The 15,807-nt window shown below is 60.3% G+C and carries 15 protein-coding genes and 1 pseudogene; 12 read left to right on the plus strand and 4 right to left on the minus strand.

Annotated elements, in window-relative coordinates; translation table 11 throughout:
* Positions 1 to 125: 125 nt before the first annotated feature.
* From LQ215_RS29775 to LQ215_RS15205, 3 genes and pseudogenes are all read left to right on the plus strand, one after another.
* Positions 126 to 902 (plus strand): annotated as a pseudogene (locus tag LQ215_RS29775) (MCP four helix bundle domain-containing protein); the annotation flags it as partial.
* A gap of 78 nt (positions 903 to 980) precedes the next feature.
* Entirely contained in the window at positions 981 to 1,760 is a 780-nt protein-coding gene (locus LQ215_RS29780; RefSeq protein ID WP_436839581.1) for a methyl-accepting chemotaxis protein, read from the plus strand.
* Between the two features lie 13 nt (positions 1,761 to 1,773).
* Positions 1,774 to 2,520 carry a phytanoyl-CoA dioxygenase family protein gene (locus LQ215_RS15205; protein WP_230151024.1) on the plus strand — a complete coding sequence of 249 codons (747 nt, stop codon included), beginning with the start codon at positions 1,774 to 1,776 and terminating at the stop codon, positions 2,518 to 2,520.
* Between the two features lie 11 nt (positions 2,521 to 2,531).
* On the opposite strand, the gene LQ215_RS15210 is transcribed toward LQ215_RS15205, so the two are convergent.
* The 3 genes from LQ215_RS15210 to LQ215_RS15220 form a co-directional block, all read right to left on the minus strand.
* Positions 2,532 to 2,900 carry a cupin domain-containing protein gene (locus LQ215_RS15210; RefSeq protein ID WP_230151027.1) on the minus strand — a complete coding sequence of 123 codons (369 nt, stop codon included), beginning with the start codon at positions 2,898 to 2,900 and terminating at the stop codon, positions 2,532 to 2,534.
* Between the two features lie 103 nt (positions 2,901 to 3,003).
* The gene (locus tag LQ215_RS15215; protein WP_230151030.1) at positions 3,004 to 3,810 is read right to left on the minus strand and encodes an AraC family transcriptional regulator; all 807 of its coding nucleotides are present in this window, start codon (positions 3,808 to 3,810) and stop codon (positions 3,004 to 3,006) included.
* A 252-nt stretch (positions 3,811 to 4,062) separates the two neighbouring features.
* Positions 4,063 to 4,254 carry a YegP family protein gene (locus LQ215_RS15220; protein WP_230151033.1) on the minus strand — a complete coding sequence of 64 codons (192 nt, stop codon included), beginning with the start codon at positions 4,252 to 4,254 and terminating at the stop codon, positions 4,063 to 4,065.
* A 303-nt stretch (positions 4,255 to 4,557) separates the two neighbouring features.
* On the opposite strand from LQ215_RS15220, the gene LQ215_RS15225 reads away from it, so the two are divergent.
* The 6 genes from LQ215_RS15225 to LQ215_RS15250 all read left to right on the plus strand — a co-directional run bounded on the left by LQ215_RS15225 (position 4,558) and on the right by LQ215_RS15250 (position 10,357).
* Complete coding sequence (locus tag LQ215_RS15225) at positions 4,558 to 5,526, plus strand: glycosyltransferase family 2 protein (protein ID WP_230151036.1); 969 nt, start codon at positions 4,558 to 4,560, stop codon at positions 5,524 to 5,526.
* A 2-nt stretch (positions 5,527 to 5,528) separates the two neighbouring features.
* Entirely contained in the window at positions 5,529 to 6,239 is a 711-nt protein-coding gene (locus LQ215_RS15230; protein WP_230151039.1) for a class I SAM-dependent methyltransferase, read from the plus strand.
* On the plus strand, positions 6,236 to 6,619 hold the full coding sequence (locus LQ215_RS15235; protein ID WP_230151041.1) for a GtrA family protein: 384 nt from the start codon (positions 6,236 to 6,238) through the stop codon (positions 6,617 to 6,619). Before LQ215_RS15230 ends, LQ215_RS15235 begins: the two co-directional genes overlap by 4 nt.
* Positions 6,616 to 8,700, plus strand: a complete 2,085-nt coding sequence (locus tag LQ215_RS15240; RefSeq protein WP_230151045.1) for a DUF6311 domain-containing protein — start codon at positions 6,616 to 6,618, stop codon at positions 8,698 to 8,700. Before LQ215_RS15235 ends, LQ215_RS15240 begins: the two co-directional genes overlap by 4 nt.
* A gap of 268 nt (positions 8,701 to 8,968) precedes the next feature.
* Positions 8,969 to 9,892, plus strand: coding sequence for a LysR family transcriptional regulator (locus LQ215_RS15245; protein WP_230151047.1), 924 nt, complete (start codon positions 8,969 to 8,971; stop codon positions 9,890 to 9,892).
* A gap of 102 nt (positions 9,893 to 9,994) precedes the next feature.
* Positions 9,995 to 10,357, plus strand: coding sequence for a 5-carboxymethyl-2-hydroxymuconate Delta-isomerase (locus LQ215_RS15250; protein WP_230151050.1), 363 nt, complete (start codon positions 9,995 to 9,997; stop codon positions 10,355 to 10,357).
* A 6-nt stretch (positions 10,358 to 10,363) separates the two neighbouring features.
* On the opposite strand, the gene LQ215_RS15255 is transcribed toward LQ215_RS15250, so the two are convergent.
* Positions 10,364 to 11,296 (minus strand): LysR family transcriptional regulator, encoded by a 933-nt coding sequence (locus tag LQ215_RS15255; protein ID WP_230151051.1) that lies wholly within the window; start codon positions 11,294 to 11,296, stop codon positions 10,364 to 10,366.
* Positions 11,297 to 11,832: 536 nt separating this feature from the next.
* On the opposite strand from LQ215_RS15255, the gene LQ215_RS15260 reads away from it, so the two are divergent.
* From LQ215_RS15260 to LQ215_RS15270, 3 genes are all read left to right on the plus strand, one after another.
* The gene (locus LQ215_RS15260) at positions 11,833 to 13,200 is read left to right on the plus strand and encodes a glutamine synthetase family protein (RefSeq protein WP_230151129.1); all 1,368 of its coding nucleotides are present in this window, start codon (positions 11,833 to 11,835) and stop codon (positions 13,198 to 13,200) included.
* Between the two features lie 166 nt (positions 13,201 to 13,366).
* The gene (locus tag LQ215_RS15265; RefSeq protein WP_230151053.1) at positions 13,367 to 15,016 is read left to right on the plus strand and encodes a phosphoethanolamine transferase; all 1,650 of its coding nucleotides are present in this window, start codon (positions 13,367 to 13,369) and stop codon (positions 15,014 to 15,016) included.
* Positions 15,017 to 15,084: 68 nt separating this feature from the next.
* Complete coding sequence (locus LQ215_RS15270; RefSeq protein WP_230151054.1) at positions 15,085 to 15,726, plus strand: class I SAM-dependent methyltransferase; 642 nt, start codon at positions 15,085 to 15,087, stop codon at positions 15,724 to 15,726.
* Positions 15,727 to 15,807 lie beyond the last annotated feature (81 nt).

Raw genomic sequence — 15,807 nt, forward strand, 5'->3', positions numbered from 1 at the left:
CCCATAACCCGCATAACCACAGCGTTCCAAACACCCAAAGCTTTGTAACAATTGGACTAATGGTCTATAGCTCAAGGCATGGCTGCCGATAGGTCAGTTAATCCCCATGAAAGGAGTGTCACCCCATGCCGCGGTTTTTTGCCGATCTGGGCTTTCGCTGGAAAATCACCCTGCCCATTGCGTTCCTGGCGCTGTTGTTGGTGCTGATGGGGTGGTCGGGCATGCGTGGCATCGGTCAGGTGACGGAGTCCAGCACGCAGTTGACCAAGCGCTACCTGCCGGCCATCAGCCTGTTGCTCAACGCCGATCGTGATCTCTACCAGGCCTTTGTTGCCGAGCGCAGCTTGCTTGGGGGCAATGCGGGCAGTCATTCCGAGGCGCTGCGTGCCAGTCATCGGGACAATCTGAAGCAAGCTTATGACCGTGTGCAGAAATATGCCGCGATGCAGCCAAGTGCCGAGGCGTTGGCGCTGGTCAGTCAGTTCAATGACCGTTTTACACAGTGGTCGCAGGTTTCGCGGCAGGTGGTCGAGCAGGCCGCGAGCAATCCCCAGGCGGCCAGTGCGCTGAGTTTTGGTGACGGTGAAAGTAAGTTCGACACCATGCGCGATGCCATCGACAAGCTGGGCGAGCTGGAAGACGAAGCGTCGCTGCGCGAGGGGCAAGCGGCGATTGACCATGGCCAGGCGGTTGGAGTGCAGCAGGGCGGTATCTTGTTGGTGGGGCTGCTGGGTTGCATCCTGCTGATTGTGGCCTTGCCAATGGTCGTGCTGCGTCCAATGCGTCGACTGTTGCACCGTGTCGAACAGATCGCCGAGGGCGGTGGCGATCTGAAGGGCCGTCTGGAGGTACGTTCGGCCGACGAGTTGGGCCAGCTTGGCAGTGCGTTCAACCGTTTCCTCGATAAGCTGCAGCCGTTGATTGCCGAAGTGGGCCGCGTGACCGGAGAGGTGGACGCCGCCGCGCGGGCCATGGCCAATATGGCCGCGACCAATGACAAGTTGATCAGCAGCGAACACGCGGCGCTTGACCAGGTCAGTACCGCTGCGACCCAGATGAGCGCCGCGGTGCATGAGGTGGCGCACAATGCTGTGAACGCTTCGGACGCCGCCCAGCAAGCCAGCAGTCAGTCTCGCGACGGCACTGCGGTTGTCAACAGCACCATCGAATCGATCCGTCAGTTGGCCCAGGAAGTGGAGAGCGCTTCGGGCACCATTGAGGCATTGGCCCAGGAAACCTCCAGTATTGGCGCCGTGCTCGAAGTGATCCGGGGCATTGCCGAACAGACCAACCTGCTCGCGCTCAACGCTGCCATCGAGGCGGCCCGGGCTGGCGAGCAAGGCCGCGGTTTTGCTGTCGTGGCCGATGAAGTCAGGGCCCTGGCGGCGCGCACCCAGGATTCGACCAAGGACATTCAGGTGCGTATCGAGCGGCTGCAAAGCGGTGTCGCCAAGGCCGTGCAAGCCATGCAGGTCGGCAGTAGCAAGGCCCGTGACAGTGTCGAACGTGCGGCAGGTGTCGATCAGGTGCTCAGTGGCACCAGTGGCTCGATCCAGCGGATCAACGACATGGCCGCGCAGATCGCCAACGCCTGTGAGGAGCAGAGCAGCGTCACCGAAGAAATCGCCCGTAACATCTCCGACATTCGTGACTTGTCCAACGAAGCGGCCGCGAACTCTGCCCAGAGCATGCAGGCCAGCCAACAGCTGTCCAGCCTGTCGAGAAACCTGGCAGAACTGACCGGCCGCTTCCGCACCTGAAGCAGGGGGTGTCGTGTCCACTGACGAGCAACTGCAAGCCCTGCATCAGGACGGTTTCGTCCTGATGCCCGGTGTGTTGGATGCCCGGCAGATCGCCGACCTGCGCCACGCCATCGATCAGTTGAAGCCCCAGCATTGGGACTACAGCGGCGTCATCGATCATTACAAATGCGTGTTCAATCGCGATCCGTTCTGGCTGCCGTTCCTGGAGGTGGCCGGGGTGATCGAACTGGCCGAGGCGGCCCTGGGCGATGATTGCCATGTCATCGGCCAAACGGCCTGGCGCTGTCATCCCGGTTTTACCGGGGCGCCGTTGCACCTGGATTATCTAGCGATGCAAATGCCGCCAGGGCTGTTAGCCGACCCTGCCTTTGAACTGCCGATGCAGGTTTTTACCGCGCAGTTTTACCTGGATGACATCGACGCCGACTTGAGCCCGACCCAGGTCATTGCGGGCAGCCACAAGGCCGGCCGCGCGCCGGTGAAGGGCGAAACGCAGTGGCAAGGGCGCTCTGCGCAGCCGGTGTTGTGCCGGGCGGGCGATGTACTGGTATTGCGCAGTGAGTTATGGCACGCAGGCAGCGATAACCGGACCGCCGACCACACGCGCTACATGCTCCAGGTGCACTACGGCCGGCGGATGGTCGCGCAGAAGTTCTCACCTTATCTGCACTGGCAGTTCAACCCTGTGGTCTTGGCCGCCGCGACACCTCGTCAGCGGCGGTTGTTGGGCGATCACCAGGAAGCTGAATACGATTGAGCCTGGCTCAGTCAGATCCACACATCATTGACTGCGGTTCGCTCATTGGTTTGTTCGCCGGTATTGAGGACGCCGCGAGGCTCGATCAACAGCAGTTTCACTTCGTGAGCGGCGCTGGGCTTGTGCTCGACACCTTTCTTGACCACGTACATTTCGCCCGGCCCTATAGTCACCGCACCGTCGCGAAAATCGATGCGCAACTCGCCCTCCAGCACGATGAAGGTTTCATCGGTGTCGGCATGGGTGTGCCAGATGAATTCGCCTTCGAGCCGAGCGATCTTGAATTGGTAGTCATTCATTTCGGCCACGACTTTTGGTGCCCATTGTTCGTGGAACAGTGCGTATTTCTGAGCGAAGTTGATGGGGACGTAGTGGGTCATCGAGGCATGCTCCTCAGGTGGGTGGTGAGTCGTACCTTACTGTCGGAGCCCGGGGGCGTATTGGATGATCGTGCAGCTTTTTAGCCGAGCGCAGCCTCTGCCTTCAGCGCAGCATTTTCAGCCAGCGTGCCGGTGAAATACCGAAGGCCTGGGTGTGCAGCCGGGTCATGTGGCTCTGATCGAAAAAACCACAGGCCACAGCCGCTTCGCTCAATGGCATGCCATGCAATACCTGGCGCCGGGCTTCGTTCAAGCGACGCTGGGTGATGTAGCGATAGGGACTGGTGCCGTACAGCGCCCGGAAATCCCGGGACAGGCTCCATCGGTCCCGGCCGCTGGCCTGCACCAGGTCATCCAGGGTGATTGCCTGGTCGAGGGCATCATGGATGAACAGGCGGGCACGCTCCGCCGCCGGGTAGTCGATCAGCCGCCGTCCGCGTCGACTGCCCGCGGCCAGGTCGAGTGCCTGGGCCACGTCGTAGATGGCGTCCTCTTCCTCCAGCGGATCGAGGGGATGATCCAGGCCGTTCAAGAGTCGACGGGTCGCGATGTTGAGGCGCGGGTCGCTGGACAATCCGCCTTCGATGAAGGGCAATGGCTTGCCTCCCAGCACCTGCTGGATCACCGACGGTTCTATGTAGAACATCCTGTAGCGAAAACCCTCGCTCGTCCCGGCTTCGCCATCGTGCACCTCGTCCGGGTGCAGGACGATGGTGCCGCCGGGCTGGCTATGGCGTTTGCTGTGGCGATAGTTGAAGCTCTGCACGCCGGAAAGCGTGATCCCGATGGCGTAGGTGTCATGGCGATGGGTGGTGTAGCCATGCCCGCTGAAATAAGCCTCGATGCGCTCCATTCTTCTCGATTCGGGCGCCCGCACCAGCCAGTCGTGGTTGTGGATGGATCGAGTCATTGCACCAGGCCTCCTGCTTTTGTCCGTATACCCTACCTGCCGGATGACCTTCGTCACAGTAAAAAAGCTCAGGCTGCAACACTGGTTACTTGAGGCGAATAACCTGTGGCGAGGGAGCTTGCTCCCGCTCGGTTGCGCAGCGACCGCAAAATCATAGGGCCGCTTCGCAGCCCAGCGGGAGCAAGCTCCCTCGCCACAATGATTCAAACAAGCCAGTGAGATTGAGTTCAGGCCAATATCACACAGGGCTGTTCAGATCTCTTTTACCGGCGTTTCATCCAGGACATTCTTGATCAGCCCGATGGCGTGAAGGCAGTCACTCTTGTTCACATAGGATTCGCCACTGGCGATCGTTTCGTGGTTGCCGGCTCTCAAGCGCCAGCGCCATTGGCCTTTTCCGGTGTTCGGGGTGCCTCGGGTCTGTCGATAGATTTCAAAATACATCGGTTCGCTCCCTGCGATTCATTCAGTCATGACATGCGTTGGACATGTGGCTGCCAGCCTAGCCAAGTGGGTGGTTTTGGCTATGGGAAATTCGTTTCCATTGGTTATGAAATATTGCTGGATATGAGGCCGGATCGGGTATTCGACCATCTGGATAAAAAAAGTCATGTTGCGAACATGTGGTCTGCCAGAAGTTCAGGTCTGATCCTTGCGTTGCCCTGCTCGGTCCTGCTTAATACGTTTCGACGCCCAGGGCGGGAAGCCCGATGGGACTGCAAACACTATAAGAAAAAGAGCCATCAAGTGACTGAATATCCAGGAACGGATCTGCAAGGTCGTCTAGCGCTTTCGCTTGTCATTCCGGTCTACAACGAAGTCCAGTCCATTGATGTGTTCATGGCCAGGATCGATCAGGTCTTTGCCCATGAAACGTTGGTGAGCCTGGAGCTGGTGTTCGTCAACGACGGCAGCGTGGACGACACATTGGCGCTGCTGCTGGAACGGCAGAAGACCGACCCGCGCCTCCGAGTCGTCGACCTGAGTCGCAACTTCGGCAAGGAGGCGGCGTTGAGTGCCGGCCTGCAAGCCGCCCGTGGCCAGGCGGTGGTGCCGATCGATGTCGATTTGCAGGACCCTCCCGAAGTGATCCTGGAAATGATCGCCCATTGGCGCAACGGTGCCGAAGTGGTGCTGGGCCATCGGATTAACCGCGACTCCGACTCCTGGGCCAAGCAGGTTTCCGCCAACGGCTTCTACCGGCTGCACAATAAAATCGCCGACCACAAGCTGCCGGAGAATGTCGGCGATTTTCGCTTGATGGATCGCTGCGTGGTCGATGCCCTGCAAACCCTGCCTGAATCGCGCCGCTTCATGAAAGGGCTGTTTGCCTGGGTAGGATTTCGCACCACCTACGTGGACTACGTCAGACCTGAACGGGCCGCCGGTGAAAGCAAGTTCAATGGCTGGCGCCTGTGGAATTTTGCCCTTGAAGGCATCACCAGCTTCAGCACCGAACCGCTGCGTATCTGGACGTACCTGGGGCTTTGTGTCTCGCTGGTGTCCTTTGCATTCGCCATCTTCATCGTGCTGCGGACCCTGATTTCCGGGGTGGACCTGCCGGGTTATGCCTCGCTGATGGTGGCGGTCACGTTCCTGGGCGGGTTGCAACTGATCGGCATCGGCGTGCTGGGGGAATACCTGGGCCGTACCTACATCGAATCCAAGCGCCGACCGGTTTTCCTGGTGCGGCGCATCTATGACGCCAAGGACTGACCATGGACCTCAAGGAAACCGATATCCTCGGGCCCGATATCGAGCAGCATTGGTACTACCGGTCGAAAGCACGCGCCATGCTGCACATGCTCAAGGGTTTCTCGGCCAGTACGCTGCTGGACGTGGGCGCCGGGTCGGGCTTTTTTTCCCATCACCTGCTGACCCATACCGCAACGGCCCAGGCCTGGTGCGTGGACATCAGTTACCCGGCCGACTCCGACGCCAGCACCGCCGGTAAGCCGGTCCGCTACCGCCGTGCCATCGACACGCTCGACGCTGACCTGGTGTTGCTGATGGACGTGCTGGAGCATGTGGACGATGACGTGGGGCTGCTCAAGGCCTACGTCGACAAAGTACCCTCCGGCAGCCGTTTCCTGATCACCGTGCCGGCGTTCCAGTTTCTCTGGAGCGGGCATGATGATTTTCTCGAGCACAAGCGCCGCTATACCCTCAAACAGCTGGAAAGTGTCGTGGCGCAGGCCGGTCTGCAGGTCCAGCAAGGTGCGTATTACTTCGGCCTGGTATTTCCCATTGCTGCCGGCCTGCGCCTGCTGCAGCGCAAGGCGTCCGGCGCCCCGGCCAAATCACAGCTGGCGCGGCATCATCCGTTGGTCAATGGCGTGTTGTGGTCTCTGTGCAGCCTGGAGCGTCCGTTCATGGGCGCCAATCGTATGGCCGGCCTGACGGTGTTCTGCCTGGCGCAGAAGCCGTGACCTGGACGCACTCGCCATTGCTGCGCCGTGCCCTGCGCTTTGCCGTCACCGGCCTGGTCGTGACCGCGGTGCATGTGCTGGCTGCCGTGCTGTTCGTGCACCTGATCCTGGCAAACCCGCCACTGGCCAATGGTTTCGCCTTTGTCGTGGCGACCGTGGTGTCGTACCTGGTCAACACCCTCTGGAGCTTTTCCAGCCGCTTGCATGGCCGCACCCTCGGCCGTTTCGTGGTGGTCTCGATCGGTGGGTTCTGGTTGGCGATGCTGGTGGCCTGGGTGGCCCAAAGCGTCGGCCTGGATTACCTGGCGGGCATCGCGGCCGTGGCGCTGATTATCCCGGTGTTCACCTTCATCCTGCATAATTTCTGGACGTATCGATGACCGTTCGTAGTGAGCGTTATTGGGTTTGCTTGTTGCCCATCCTGTTGGGGGCGCTGGCGTTTCTGCTGGTGATCGGCCCGCGGGTGCTGGATCCGACGAACATCGGCTGGTTGGGGGAGGGCGATGCGGCGACCCACTACATGGGCTGGGCGTTTTTCCGCAATTCACCCTGGACCTTTCCGTTGGGCATGAACCCTTCCTATGGTCTGGAGTTGGGCAACGGCATCATTTTTTCCGATTCCAACCCGCTGCTGGCGTTCCTGTTCAAGCCCTTCAGTGCCTGGCTGCCCGAGACGTTCCAGTATTTTGGCCTGTGGTTGCTGGCCTGTTTCATCCTGCAAGCCTGGTTCGCCTGGAAATTGGTCGGTCTGCTGACACCGTCACTGTGGATCAAGCTGTTGGGCGCCGGGTTGTTTGTGTTTTCGCCGCCGATGTTTCTGCGCATGGGCGGGCATCTGTCGCTATCCGGGCATTTCCTGATCCTGGCGGCCTTGTACCTGGCGCTGATGCCTGGTTTGCAGAAGCGACGGCTGGCCTGGGGTGTGCTGTTGGCCGCGACGGCGTTGGTGCATGCCTACCTGTTGGCCATGGTGGCGCTGATCTGGCTGGCTGACCTTGCCAGCCAGGCCATCAAGGGCCGGTTGTCCCGGCGCGATGCCTTGATCGAGCTGGGCGGTTTGTTTGTGCTGGTTGCGTTCTGCTGCTGGCAGGCGGGTTATTTCAGCGTGGGTGGCGGGACTGTGGCGGGCGGTTATGGGTTGTATCGCCTGAACGTGATGTCGCTGGTCAACCCCAGCGGCTGGTCACACACCTTGCGCGACATGCCCCAGGGCCCCGGGGACTACGAGGGTTTCAATTACCTGGGATTGGGCGTCCTCATGCTGGCAATCTGCGCCGGCGTGGCGTTGCTGCAAGGCAACACCGGTTTGGCGAATGCCGTACGCCACAGGCGACTGTTGCTGTTGGCATTGTTCGGGCTGACGCTGTTTTCGCTGACCAACCACCTCGGCATCGGCATGCTGAATCTGCATTACTGGCTGCCCAGGCCCCTTGAGCTTCTGGCGAACGTCTTTCGCGCGGCCGGCCGGATGTTCTGGCCGGTGTTCTACGCTATCGTATTTGTCGTCATTTTCCTGGTGATCCGCGGCAACAAGCCACGGGCGGCGGTGTGTCTGCTGGCCATCGCCCTGCTGGTGCAAGTCCTCGATACCCGCGCTGGATGGGCAGGCCTGCGCCAGAGCCGGATGATGCCGGCCGCCTCCAGTTGGCCCACGTCCATGAATGATCCGTTCTGGGCCAGTGCGGCCGGTCATTATTCGAAAGTCCGGACGCTGCTGCCGCAGAACCAGCCGGACAACTGGCTGCTGACCAGTCAATACGCCCTGACGCATGGCCTGGCAACCGATGGTGTGTACCTGGGACGCATGGGCACCCGGGAGATCGAACAAGCCCAGCGCCGCGCCGCGCAGATGCTTGCCAGTGGCGAGTATGCGGCGGATTCGCTGTACATCCTCGACCCTGGCGCCGCGCTCCAGGCGGCGAAGACCGTCAACCGCCAGACCGACCTGTTGACCCGTATCGATGGCCTCGTGGTGTTGGCGCCGGGTTGGAAATCATGTGCCCAATGCCCACCGTTTGCCGATGAGACGTTGGACGTGCGGGTGAAAATCGGCGAGCGCCAGATGTTCAGCCGAATCAACGCGATGTTGGCCAGTGGCTGGGGACGTGTCGAGGATTGGGGCACCTGGTCGGAAGGGCCCGAGGCTGAGATTGCCTTGCGCATACCGCCAGAGGCGCGCGTCCTCTCGATCGAAGCGGCAGCGTTCGTGCAGCCCCAGCACGCGCGCCAGCGAGTGGACGTGTCGATCAACGGTGTGGCGGCGCTGTCGACGCAGTTCACGCGCCTGCAGGACAACACCTTCGAACTGCCCCTGACACCGGCCATTCGTGAGGCGATGGGCGTGGATGGGCGGTTGCGCGTGCATTTCCATTTACCCGATGCCATCAGTCCCAAGGCGCTGGGGTTGGGGGGGGATGAACGCGTCATGGCGCTGGGGCTGAAATCGCTGACCGTGAGGTAAGTCTTTCCCACTTGGGCCAGCGATTGCTCCACTGGGCTGCGCCCGTAGACGCTGTGTAGGAGCTGTCGAGGGCAACGAGGCTGCGATCTTTCCCCAAACACTTGAGTCTCAAGCGAAAGATCAAAAGATCGCAGGCTTCGCCAGCTCCTACAGAGCCAAGCGGGAGTAAGCTCCCTCGCCACCTACATAGGCGCCCGGACTTTTTGCGCATAGACGCACACCCCCGGCGTTTCTACACTGCATCCAATCAGGGAATCGAGGGCAGTGGATGAACCGCAACGAATTGCGCAAGGCCGACATCAACCTCATGGTGGTTTTCGAAACGTTGATGCTCGAGCGCAACGTGACACGGGTGGCGGAAAAACTGTTCCTGGGCCAACCGACCATCAGCTCGGCCCTCAATCGTTTGCGCAAAATGTTCAACGACCCGTTGTTCATTCGCGTCGGCCACCGCATGGAGCCGACGGCCCGGGCTGAAGAAATCATCCGGCATCTTTCCCCGGCGCTCGATTCGCTGTCGGTGGCCTTGAGCCTGACCCACGATTTCGATCCCACCCACAGCACCATGACGTTTCGCATCGGCCTGTCGGACGACGTCGAGTTCGGCTTGTTGCCGCCCCTGTTGAGCAGCCTGCGGCAAGAGGCGCCGCAAATCGTGTTTGTGGTCCAGCACGTCGATTACTGGCGCATCCCCGATTTGCTCGCATCGGGCGACATCACGGTGGGCATCAGCCAGACGCGCGGTCTGCCGGCCAATGCCAAGCGCAAACTGTTGCGACACATCCAGCCCCGCGTGTTGCGCGCCGATGCGTCGGACACGCCGCTGACCCTGGACGAATACTGCTCGCGGCCTCATGTGCTGGTCTCCCATACCGCGAACGTCGCCGGGTTTGCCGATGAGTGGCTGGCCGAGATCGGACGCACGCGCCAGGTCGTGCTGTCGGTGCCACAATACAGCGCATTGCCGGCGTTGCTGGCTGGCACGGACCTGATCGCCAGCCTGCCGGACTATACCGCCGCCGCCATGGCGGCTTCAGGGCAACTGTTCAACGAACCCTTTCCTTTCAAGACCCCGACCCTGGATTTGTCCATGGTCTGGCTGAGCCATGTCGACAGTGACCCGGCCGAGCGCTGGTTGCGGTCGCGATTGGAAGCCTTCATGGGCGAGCGTGGAGTCTTGGCGCGACCCTGACAGCGGCTCGCAGCGAAACAAAACCTGCCCCAACGTTTAAAGTCGAGGTAAGGTTGTGACGGCTGAAATCCCCTCGTCATATTTCGAATCGGAGTCGAACACATGCCTCACCTGCACATGGAGTACACCGCCAACCTGCCTGAGCTGAAGGCCGATGTCGTATTGCTGCGCCTGAACAACGCGCTGGTGGCCTCTGGCCAATTTGCCGCCGAGCTGGACATCAAGAGCCGGGCCGTGAAGCTCGAGACTTTCCGGGTGGGCACGGGGCTGGGCGAGCGTGGTTTTGTGCACGTGAAGCTGGCTTTGCTGAGCGGTCGCTCGCCGGAAGTCAAGAAACAGCTGGCCGATAGCCTGTTGGCCGTGATCCAGGAACTGGGGCCCTGGCCGGCCGGCGTTAGCGTGCAACTGTGCGTGGAAATCCTCGACATCGATCGAGGTCCGTATGCCAAGGCCTTGATCGGTTGATGACGATCAGGTGTGGCGGGCGGCGCAGGCCTTGATGATCTGTTCGCGCAGCCAGGCGTTGGCACTGTCCTGATCGGCGGCCAAGCTCCACTGCATGTTCAGGGTGAACCCCGGCAAACCCTGGGGCGCTTCGTGATGATTGAAGATCGCCTCGTTGGCCAGCAATTTCTGGATCCGGCGGGGCAGGGTCAGGATGAAGTCGGTGCCGGTGATCATCTTCAATGCAGCGCTGTAGCTGTTGGCGCGGGCGGCAATCTGGCGTTGATGCGCCTGCTGCGACAGCCAGCCGTCCACCATGTTGGTCGTTGACGACCAGGGCGTCGGAAATACATGTCGGCGCCGTACGAAAGACTGAAGGCTCAGTTGCGGCTCAAGGGGCGTCGCCCGTTTATCCACGACACAAACCAGGTCCTCTTCCAGCAACTGCCGGGATTTGAAATCGGCATGGTTGCTGTGGAAGTTCGGACCGAAGCAGATCACCAGGTCCAGGCTGCCGTCGCGCAATTCTTCGGCGGGGATGTCGGCTTCGAGCTTGTGCACGTTTACCACCACCGGCAGATTGGCGTAATCGAAGCCTTGCAGCAGTTGCGGCAGGATCAGTTGTTCGAAATATTCCGGCGCGCAAATATTGAAGGTAATGGCTTGCCGGGTCGGATCGAAGGTGGGTGTGCCGGCATGGCACAGGTTGATGCTTTGCAAAATGGCGCGCACATGGTCGTACATGCCCTCGGCCTTGTAGGTGGGGCGCATGCCGGTGCGGGTGTTGATGAATAGCTCGTCTTCGAAACAGGTTCGCAGTTTCTTGAGGCAATAACTGACGGTTGACTGACTGACGCACAATGCCTCGGACACGCCGGTGACACTGCTTTGCTCGTACACGGCGCTAAACACCATGAGGTCTTGCATGTCGAGCTTTCTGAGGGAGTTACTGTTCAGCATCCGTTCTGTCTCTCGCTGTGCTCCTTGCGCGGATTTTGCGCAAACCAGGCTGACGATCCTAGCGGAACGATCGTGCCAGGAGAATGCCAGGCAGGCGCTTTCATGGTCGGGAACGGGACAGATAATGTAGCGAACACGACGTGTCGATCAACGACTGTTTGGTTTGCCTATGTTTAGCTCGCCGCGATCCAAGCTCCATCAAATCCAGGTTTAACCGCCCAGGACGCCGTGGGACGCTTGCCCGATATATTTCTTGTGATGTGCTCATGGACAGTTGGCCCCTGGCATTCCATTACCCTTCATCTGCCGCGGTCGATCCGGTCGGCCGGTTCACTCCTGCCATGGCCCCCACCCTCAGTGCGTTGCCCTCCGAGCTGGCCTTTTGGGCGCTCTGGCACTGCCGTCACGCCCGTCCTCCAGATACGCGCATTTCCTGTTGATCATTCACGGTGCTCGCTCACTGGCGAGCGCAGACAGACGGTGCCTTGTCGCCCGTCCGACACGGAAATACGAGCCTTCTCATGAGCCTTGCCAAGATTTCTTTCGCACCCGTGCAACACGCCCAGGCGTTTCTTGCGCAGAACCCTGATATCGAACTGTTCGAGCTGTTCATCCTCGACAACAACGGCGTGCCCCGGGGCAAGTTGTTGCATCGGGACGAGTTGCTGGCGGTCTTCGAAAGTGGCCGGCCACTGCCCAGTACGATTCTCGGGCTGACCATCAGTGGTGATGATGTGGAAAATTCCGGACTGGTGTGGGACGTCGGTGACATCGATTGCCGCGCCTATCCCCTCAGCGGCAGCTTGCAGCGCATGCCCTGGCGATTGATTCCCACCGCCGCCGTGCAGGTCAGCATGCATCCCCAGGAAGGCCTGCCGGCGACCGTCGCCGATCCACGTTATCTGCTCAGCCAGGTGATCGAGGCCTTGCAGGCCGACGGTTATTACCCGGTGATGGCCGCGGAGCTGGAGTTCTATTTGCTGGACGCGCAACGCGACAGCCAAGGCCGGCCACAACCGGCGCGGGACGCCGACGGTGGCCGACCGCGTGCTACCCAGGTCTACGGCTTGCGCGAGCTGGAGCAGATCGAGCCGTTCCTGGCCGACCTCTACGCTGCGTGCAAGCTGCAAGGCATTGCGGCCCGGACCGCCATTTCCGAATACGCACCGGGACAAGTGGAGATCACCCTCGAACACCGCCGCGATGCCTTGCAAGCCATGGATGAAGCGGTGCGCTACAAGCGTCTGGTCAAGGGCGTGGCCCACAAGCACGGCATGCAGGCCTGTTTCATGGCCAAGCCGTTCGAACACTTGGCGGGCTCCGGCATGCACATGCATGTCAGCCTGGCGGACCGCGATGGCCATAATTTGTTTGCCAGTGATGCCGCCGACGGCACGCCACTGTTGCGCCAGGCCGTGGGTGGGATGCTCGACACCTTGCTCGATTCGCTGTTGCTGTTTTGTCCGAACGCCAACTCCTACCGGCGATTCCAAAGCAACAGCTACGCACCGCTGGCGGCGACCTGGGGCGTGGACAACCGCACCGTGAGCCTGAGGGTGCCGGGCGGCCCGGCGTTCTCACGGCACATCGAGCATCGTATCTGCGGCGCCGATGCCAACCCTTACCTGGCTGCGGCGGCGATATTGGCTGGCATTCATCGTGGCCTGCGCGAACAGTGCGATCCCGGGAAACCTGTCGAAGGCAACGGTTACGCCCAGGCGACTGCGCTGCTACCCACTGACTGGCTCACTACCCTGCGAGCCCTTGAGACATCGGCCTGGGCGCGGGAGGCGTTTGGCGATGAGTTTCTTGGTGTTTATCTGGCGGTCAAGCGCGCCGAATACCGTCAATTCATGGGGGAAGTCGGGGAGCAGGACTGGCGCTGGTATCTGAATCAGGCCTGAAACCGGCTGGCCAGCGGTTTTTTAAATAATTATTTAGTAGCAAGTTTTTCACGAAAAATTGATGGTGGGCTACCTAAAGTTTGCGTTGCCGTAGGAAATGAAATTTTCACATTTTCCTGCGGCACTTCTTTTTCAAAGAGCAACTTTCAGGAAACCGTCAACCATCATGCTGACCATTAAAGCCGTGCGCCCCGAGTGGGTGACACTGGTCGCCAGTGCCTTTTTATTAGTGGGCTTCAACATCGTGCTCTGGCAACACTTGCTGGCGATCACTACGGCTGATGCGCGTGGCCTGCTGATGTGCCTGGCATTTGGCCTGATGATTTTCAGCGCGTTCAACCTGGTGTTGACGCTCGTGGCCTTTCGTCCGCTGCTCAAGCCCGTGCTGATGCTGTTGTTCCTGATCAGCGCTGGCGTGGCGTATTTCATGGCCCAATACGGCGTGTTGATCGACGCTGGCATGTTGCGCAACTTTGCTGAAACCAATGCCTCGGAAGTTCGTGATCTGTTGTCGTTGAAGTTGTTTGTTTATATCGGGTTATTGGGGATATTGCCTTGCTGGTTATTGTTCAAGACACCGATCAACTACCGTCGCTGGCCCAAAGAATTATTAAGTAAGTTGCTGGTCGGCGTGGCCTCGGCCGCAGTGATCGGCGCGGTCGCCCTGGTCAACTACCAAGGCCTGTCTTCGTTGTTTCGCAACCACCACGAGTTGCGCTTGATGGTTGTGCCGAGCAATTACATCGGTGCTTCGTTCGGCTACTTGCGTGAGCAGGTCGCGTCGGCCAAGCAGCCATTCATCGCCCTGGGCCAGGACGCGAGCCGCAACCCCGCCTGGCAAACCCATGGCCGCAAATCCCTGACCGTGCTGGTGGTGGGCGAGAGTGCCCGGGCCGAGAATTTCGGCATCCTCGGCTATAACCGCGATACCACACCGACACTGGACAAAGAGGCCGGCCTGATCGCCTTCACCGACGTGCAGTCCTGCGGCACTGAAACCGCCGTGTCGGTGCCCTGCATGTTTTCCAACATGGGGCGCAAGAACTACGACGCCAGTATCGCCAAGAATGAAGAGGGTTTGCTGGATGTGCTCAAGCGCGCCGGGCTGCAGGTGATCTGGCGCGACAACCAGTCCGGCTGCAAGGGCACCTGCGACCGGGTCACCGTGCAGGATGTGAGCAATCTCAAGGACCCGACCCTGTGCGCCAACAGTGAGTGCCGCGACGAGATCCTGCTCCAGGGTTTGCAGCATTTCATCGACACCCTCGACAAGGACACCGTGCTGGTGCTGCACCAGATGGGCAGCCACGGGCCGGAATACTTCAAGCGCTATCCCAAGGAGTACGAGCATTTCACTCCAGTGTGCGAAAGCAACGCGCTGGACAATTGCAGCCGCGAGAGCATCGTCAATGGCTACGACAACACCCTGGTGTACACCGATCATGTGCTCTCGACCCTGATCGATCTGCTGCGGGCCAACCAGGACAAGGTCGACACGGCCATGCTCTACCTGTCGGACCATGGTGAATCCCTGGGCGAATACAACCTGTTTCTCCATGGCACGCCCTACATGCTCGCCCCGGAGCAACAGAAACATGTGGCGATGCTTGCCTGGTTTTCCGACAGCTATCAGAAGTCTTTCTCGGTCGACACCCATTGCCTGCAACTGAGTCGGCAAAAGCCCTTGAGCCAGGACAACCTGTTTCACTCGATGCTCGGGCTGCTGGAAGTCAACAGCCAGGTCTACAACCGGGACCTGGACCTGTTTGCCAGCTGTCGCGGTGCAGTGATTGACGGTGTCCTGGCGCGGGAGTGATGGCCTGGACTTTTTTTTCACGCAGCGTTGTTTAACCTGTCATCCATCCAATTCCAAGAGCCGTTCGTATGTCCGGGCTACCCCCTTCCACCGTCGAGCTTGAGTTTGCCAGGCAGCATGACCAGGAACATGCGCAGGTCTGCTGTCGGCCAGCGCCTCGACGATTGCGCCTGGCGTTCTGGCGTGACGAACACATGGTACGCAACGCCCTGAAAGTGGCGGGCGAGCCCGGGTTGGTGCTGGATGTGGCCTGTGGCGCGGGGCGGTTCTGGCCGGTGCTGGCCGAGCACGCCAACCGGGTGATCCTGGCGGCGGACCCGTCGCCGGACACACTCGAACATGCGCTCACCCACCATGGCGGCGCGTTGCTCCAACGGGTCAAGACCTTCCCGAGTTCGGCGTTCACCATCGGGCTGTCGGCCAACGCGGTGGATTGTATTTGTTGTCTGCAACTGTTTCGCCACGTCAGCGCCAGCGAGCATCGCCTGGCGCTGTTGCGCGAATTTCATCGAGTCAGTCGCGACACGGTGATCGTTTCGGTGCAAATCGAAGGACGCCTCAAGATCGGCCAGGCGCCGCAACGGAGCCTGGCCGACAAGGCCGATCTCGAAGCCGAGTTTCGCCAGGCCGGGTTTAGCGTGCTCTGGTATCAGGATTTCCTGCCCGGTTTCGCGCTGACGCGTGTTTATGTATTGCGTAAGACCGGATAAGTCCTGATGTAGGACTATTCTTGCTTTTTCGCAGGCGATTTCTCTTAGGCTGCTGCTCTATGGATGCTCGCAATCGCCAGC

Source organism: Pseudomonas brassicacearum (assembly GCF_918698105.1).
GTDB lineage: Bacteria > Pseudomonadota > Gammaproteobacteria > Pseudomonadales > Pseudomonadaceae > Aquipseudomonas > Aquipseudomonas brassicacearum_F.

Coding starts and splice junctions, on each gene's coding strand:
- LQ215_RS29780 (WP_436839581.1), top strand. CDS start 981: ATGGCCGCGACCAATGACAAGTTGATCAGCAGCGAACACGCGGCGCTT.
- LQ215_RS15210 (WP_230151027.1), bottom strand. CDS start 2,900: ATGACCCACTACGTCCCCATCAACTTCGCTCAGAAATACGCACTGTTC.
- LQ215_RS15215 (WP_230151030.1), bottom strand. CDS start 3,810: ATGACTCGATCCATCCACAACCACGACTGGCTGGTGCGGGCGCCCGAA.
- LQ215_RS15220 (WP_230151033.1), bottom strand. CDS start 4,254: ATGTATTTTGAAATCTATCGACAGACCCGAGGCACCCCGAACACCGGA.
- LQ215_RS15230 (WP_230151039.1), top strand. CDS start 5,529: ATGGACCTCAAGGAAACCGATATCCTCGGGCCCGATATCGAGCAGCAT.
- LQ215_RS15240 (WP_230151045.1), top strand. CDS start 6,616: ATGACCGTTCGTAGTGAGCGTTATTGGGTTTGCTTGTTGCCCATCCTG.
- LQ215_RS15245 (WP_230151047.1), top strand. CDS start 8,969: ATGAACCGCAACGAATTGCGCAAGGCCGACATCAACCTCATGGTGGTT.
- LQ215_RS15250 (WP_230151050.1), top strand. CDS start 9,995: ATGCCTCACCTGCACATGGAGTACACCGCCAACCTGCCTGAGCTGAAG.
- LQ215_RS15255 (WP_230151051.1), bottom strand. CDS start 11,296: ATGCTGAACAGTAACTCCCTCAGAAAGCTCGACATGCAAGACCTCATG.
- LQ215_RS15265 (WP_230151053.1), top strand. CDS start 13,367: ATGCTGACCATTAAAGCCGTGCGCCCCGAGTGGGTGACACTGGTCGCC.
- LQ215_RS15270 (WP_230151054.1), top strand. CDS start 15,085: ATGTCCGGGCTACCCCCTTCCACCGTCGAGCTTGAGTTTGCCAGGCAG.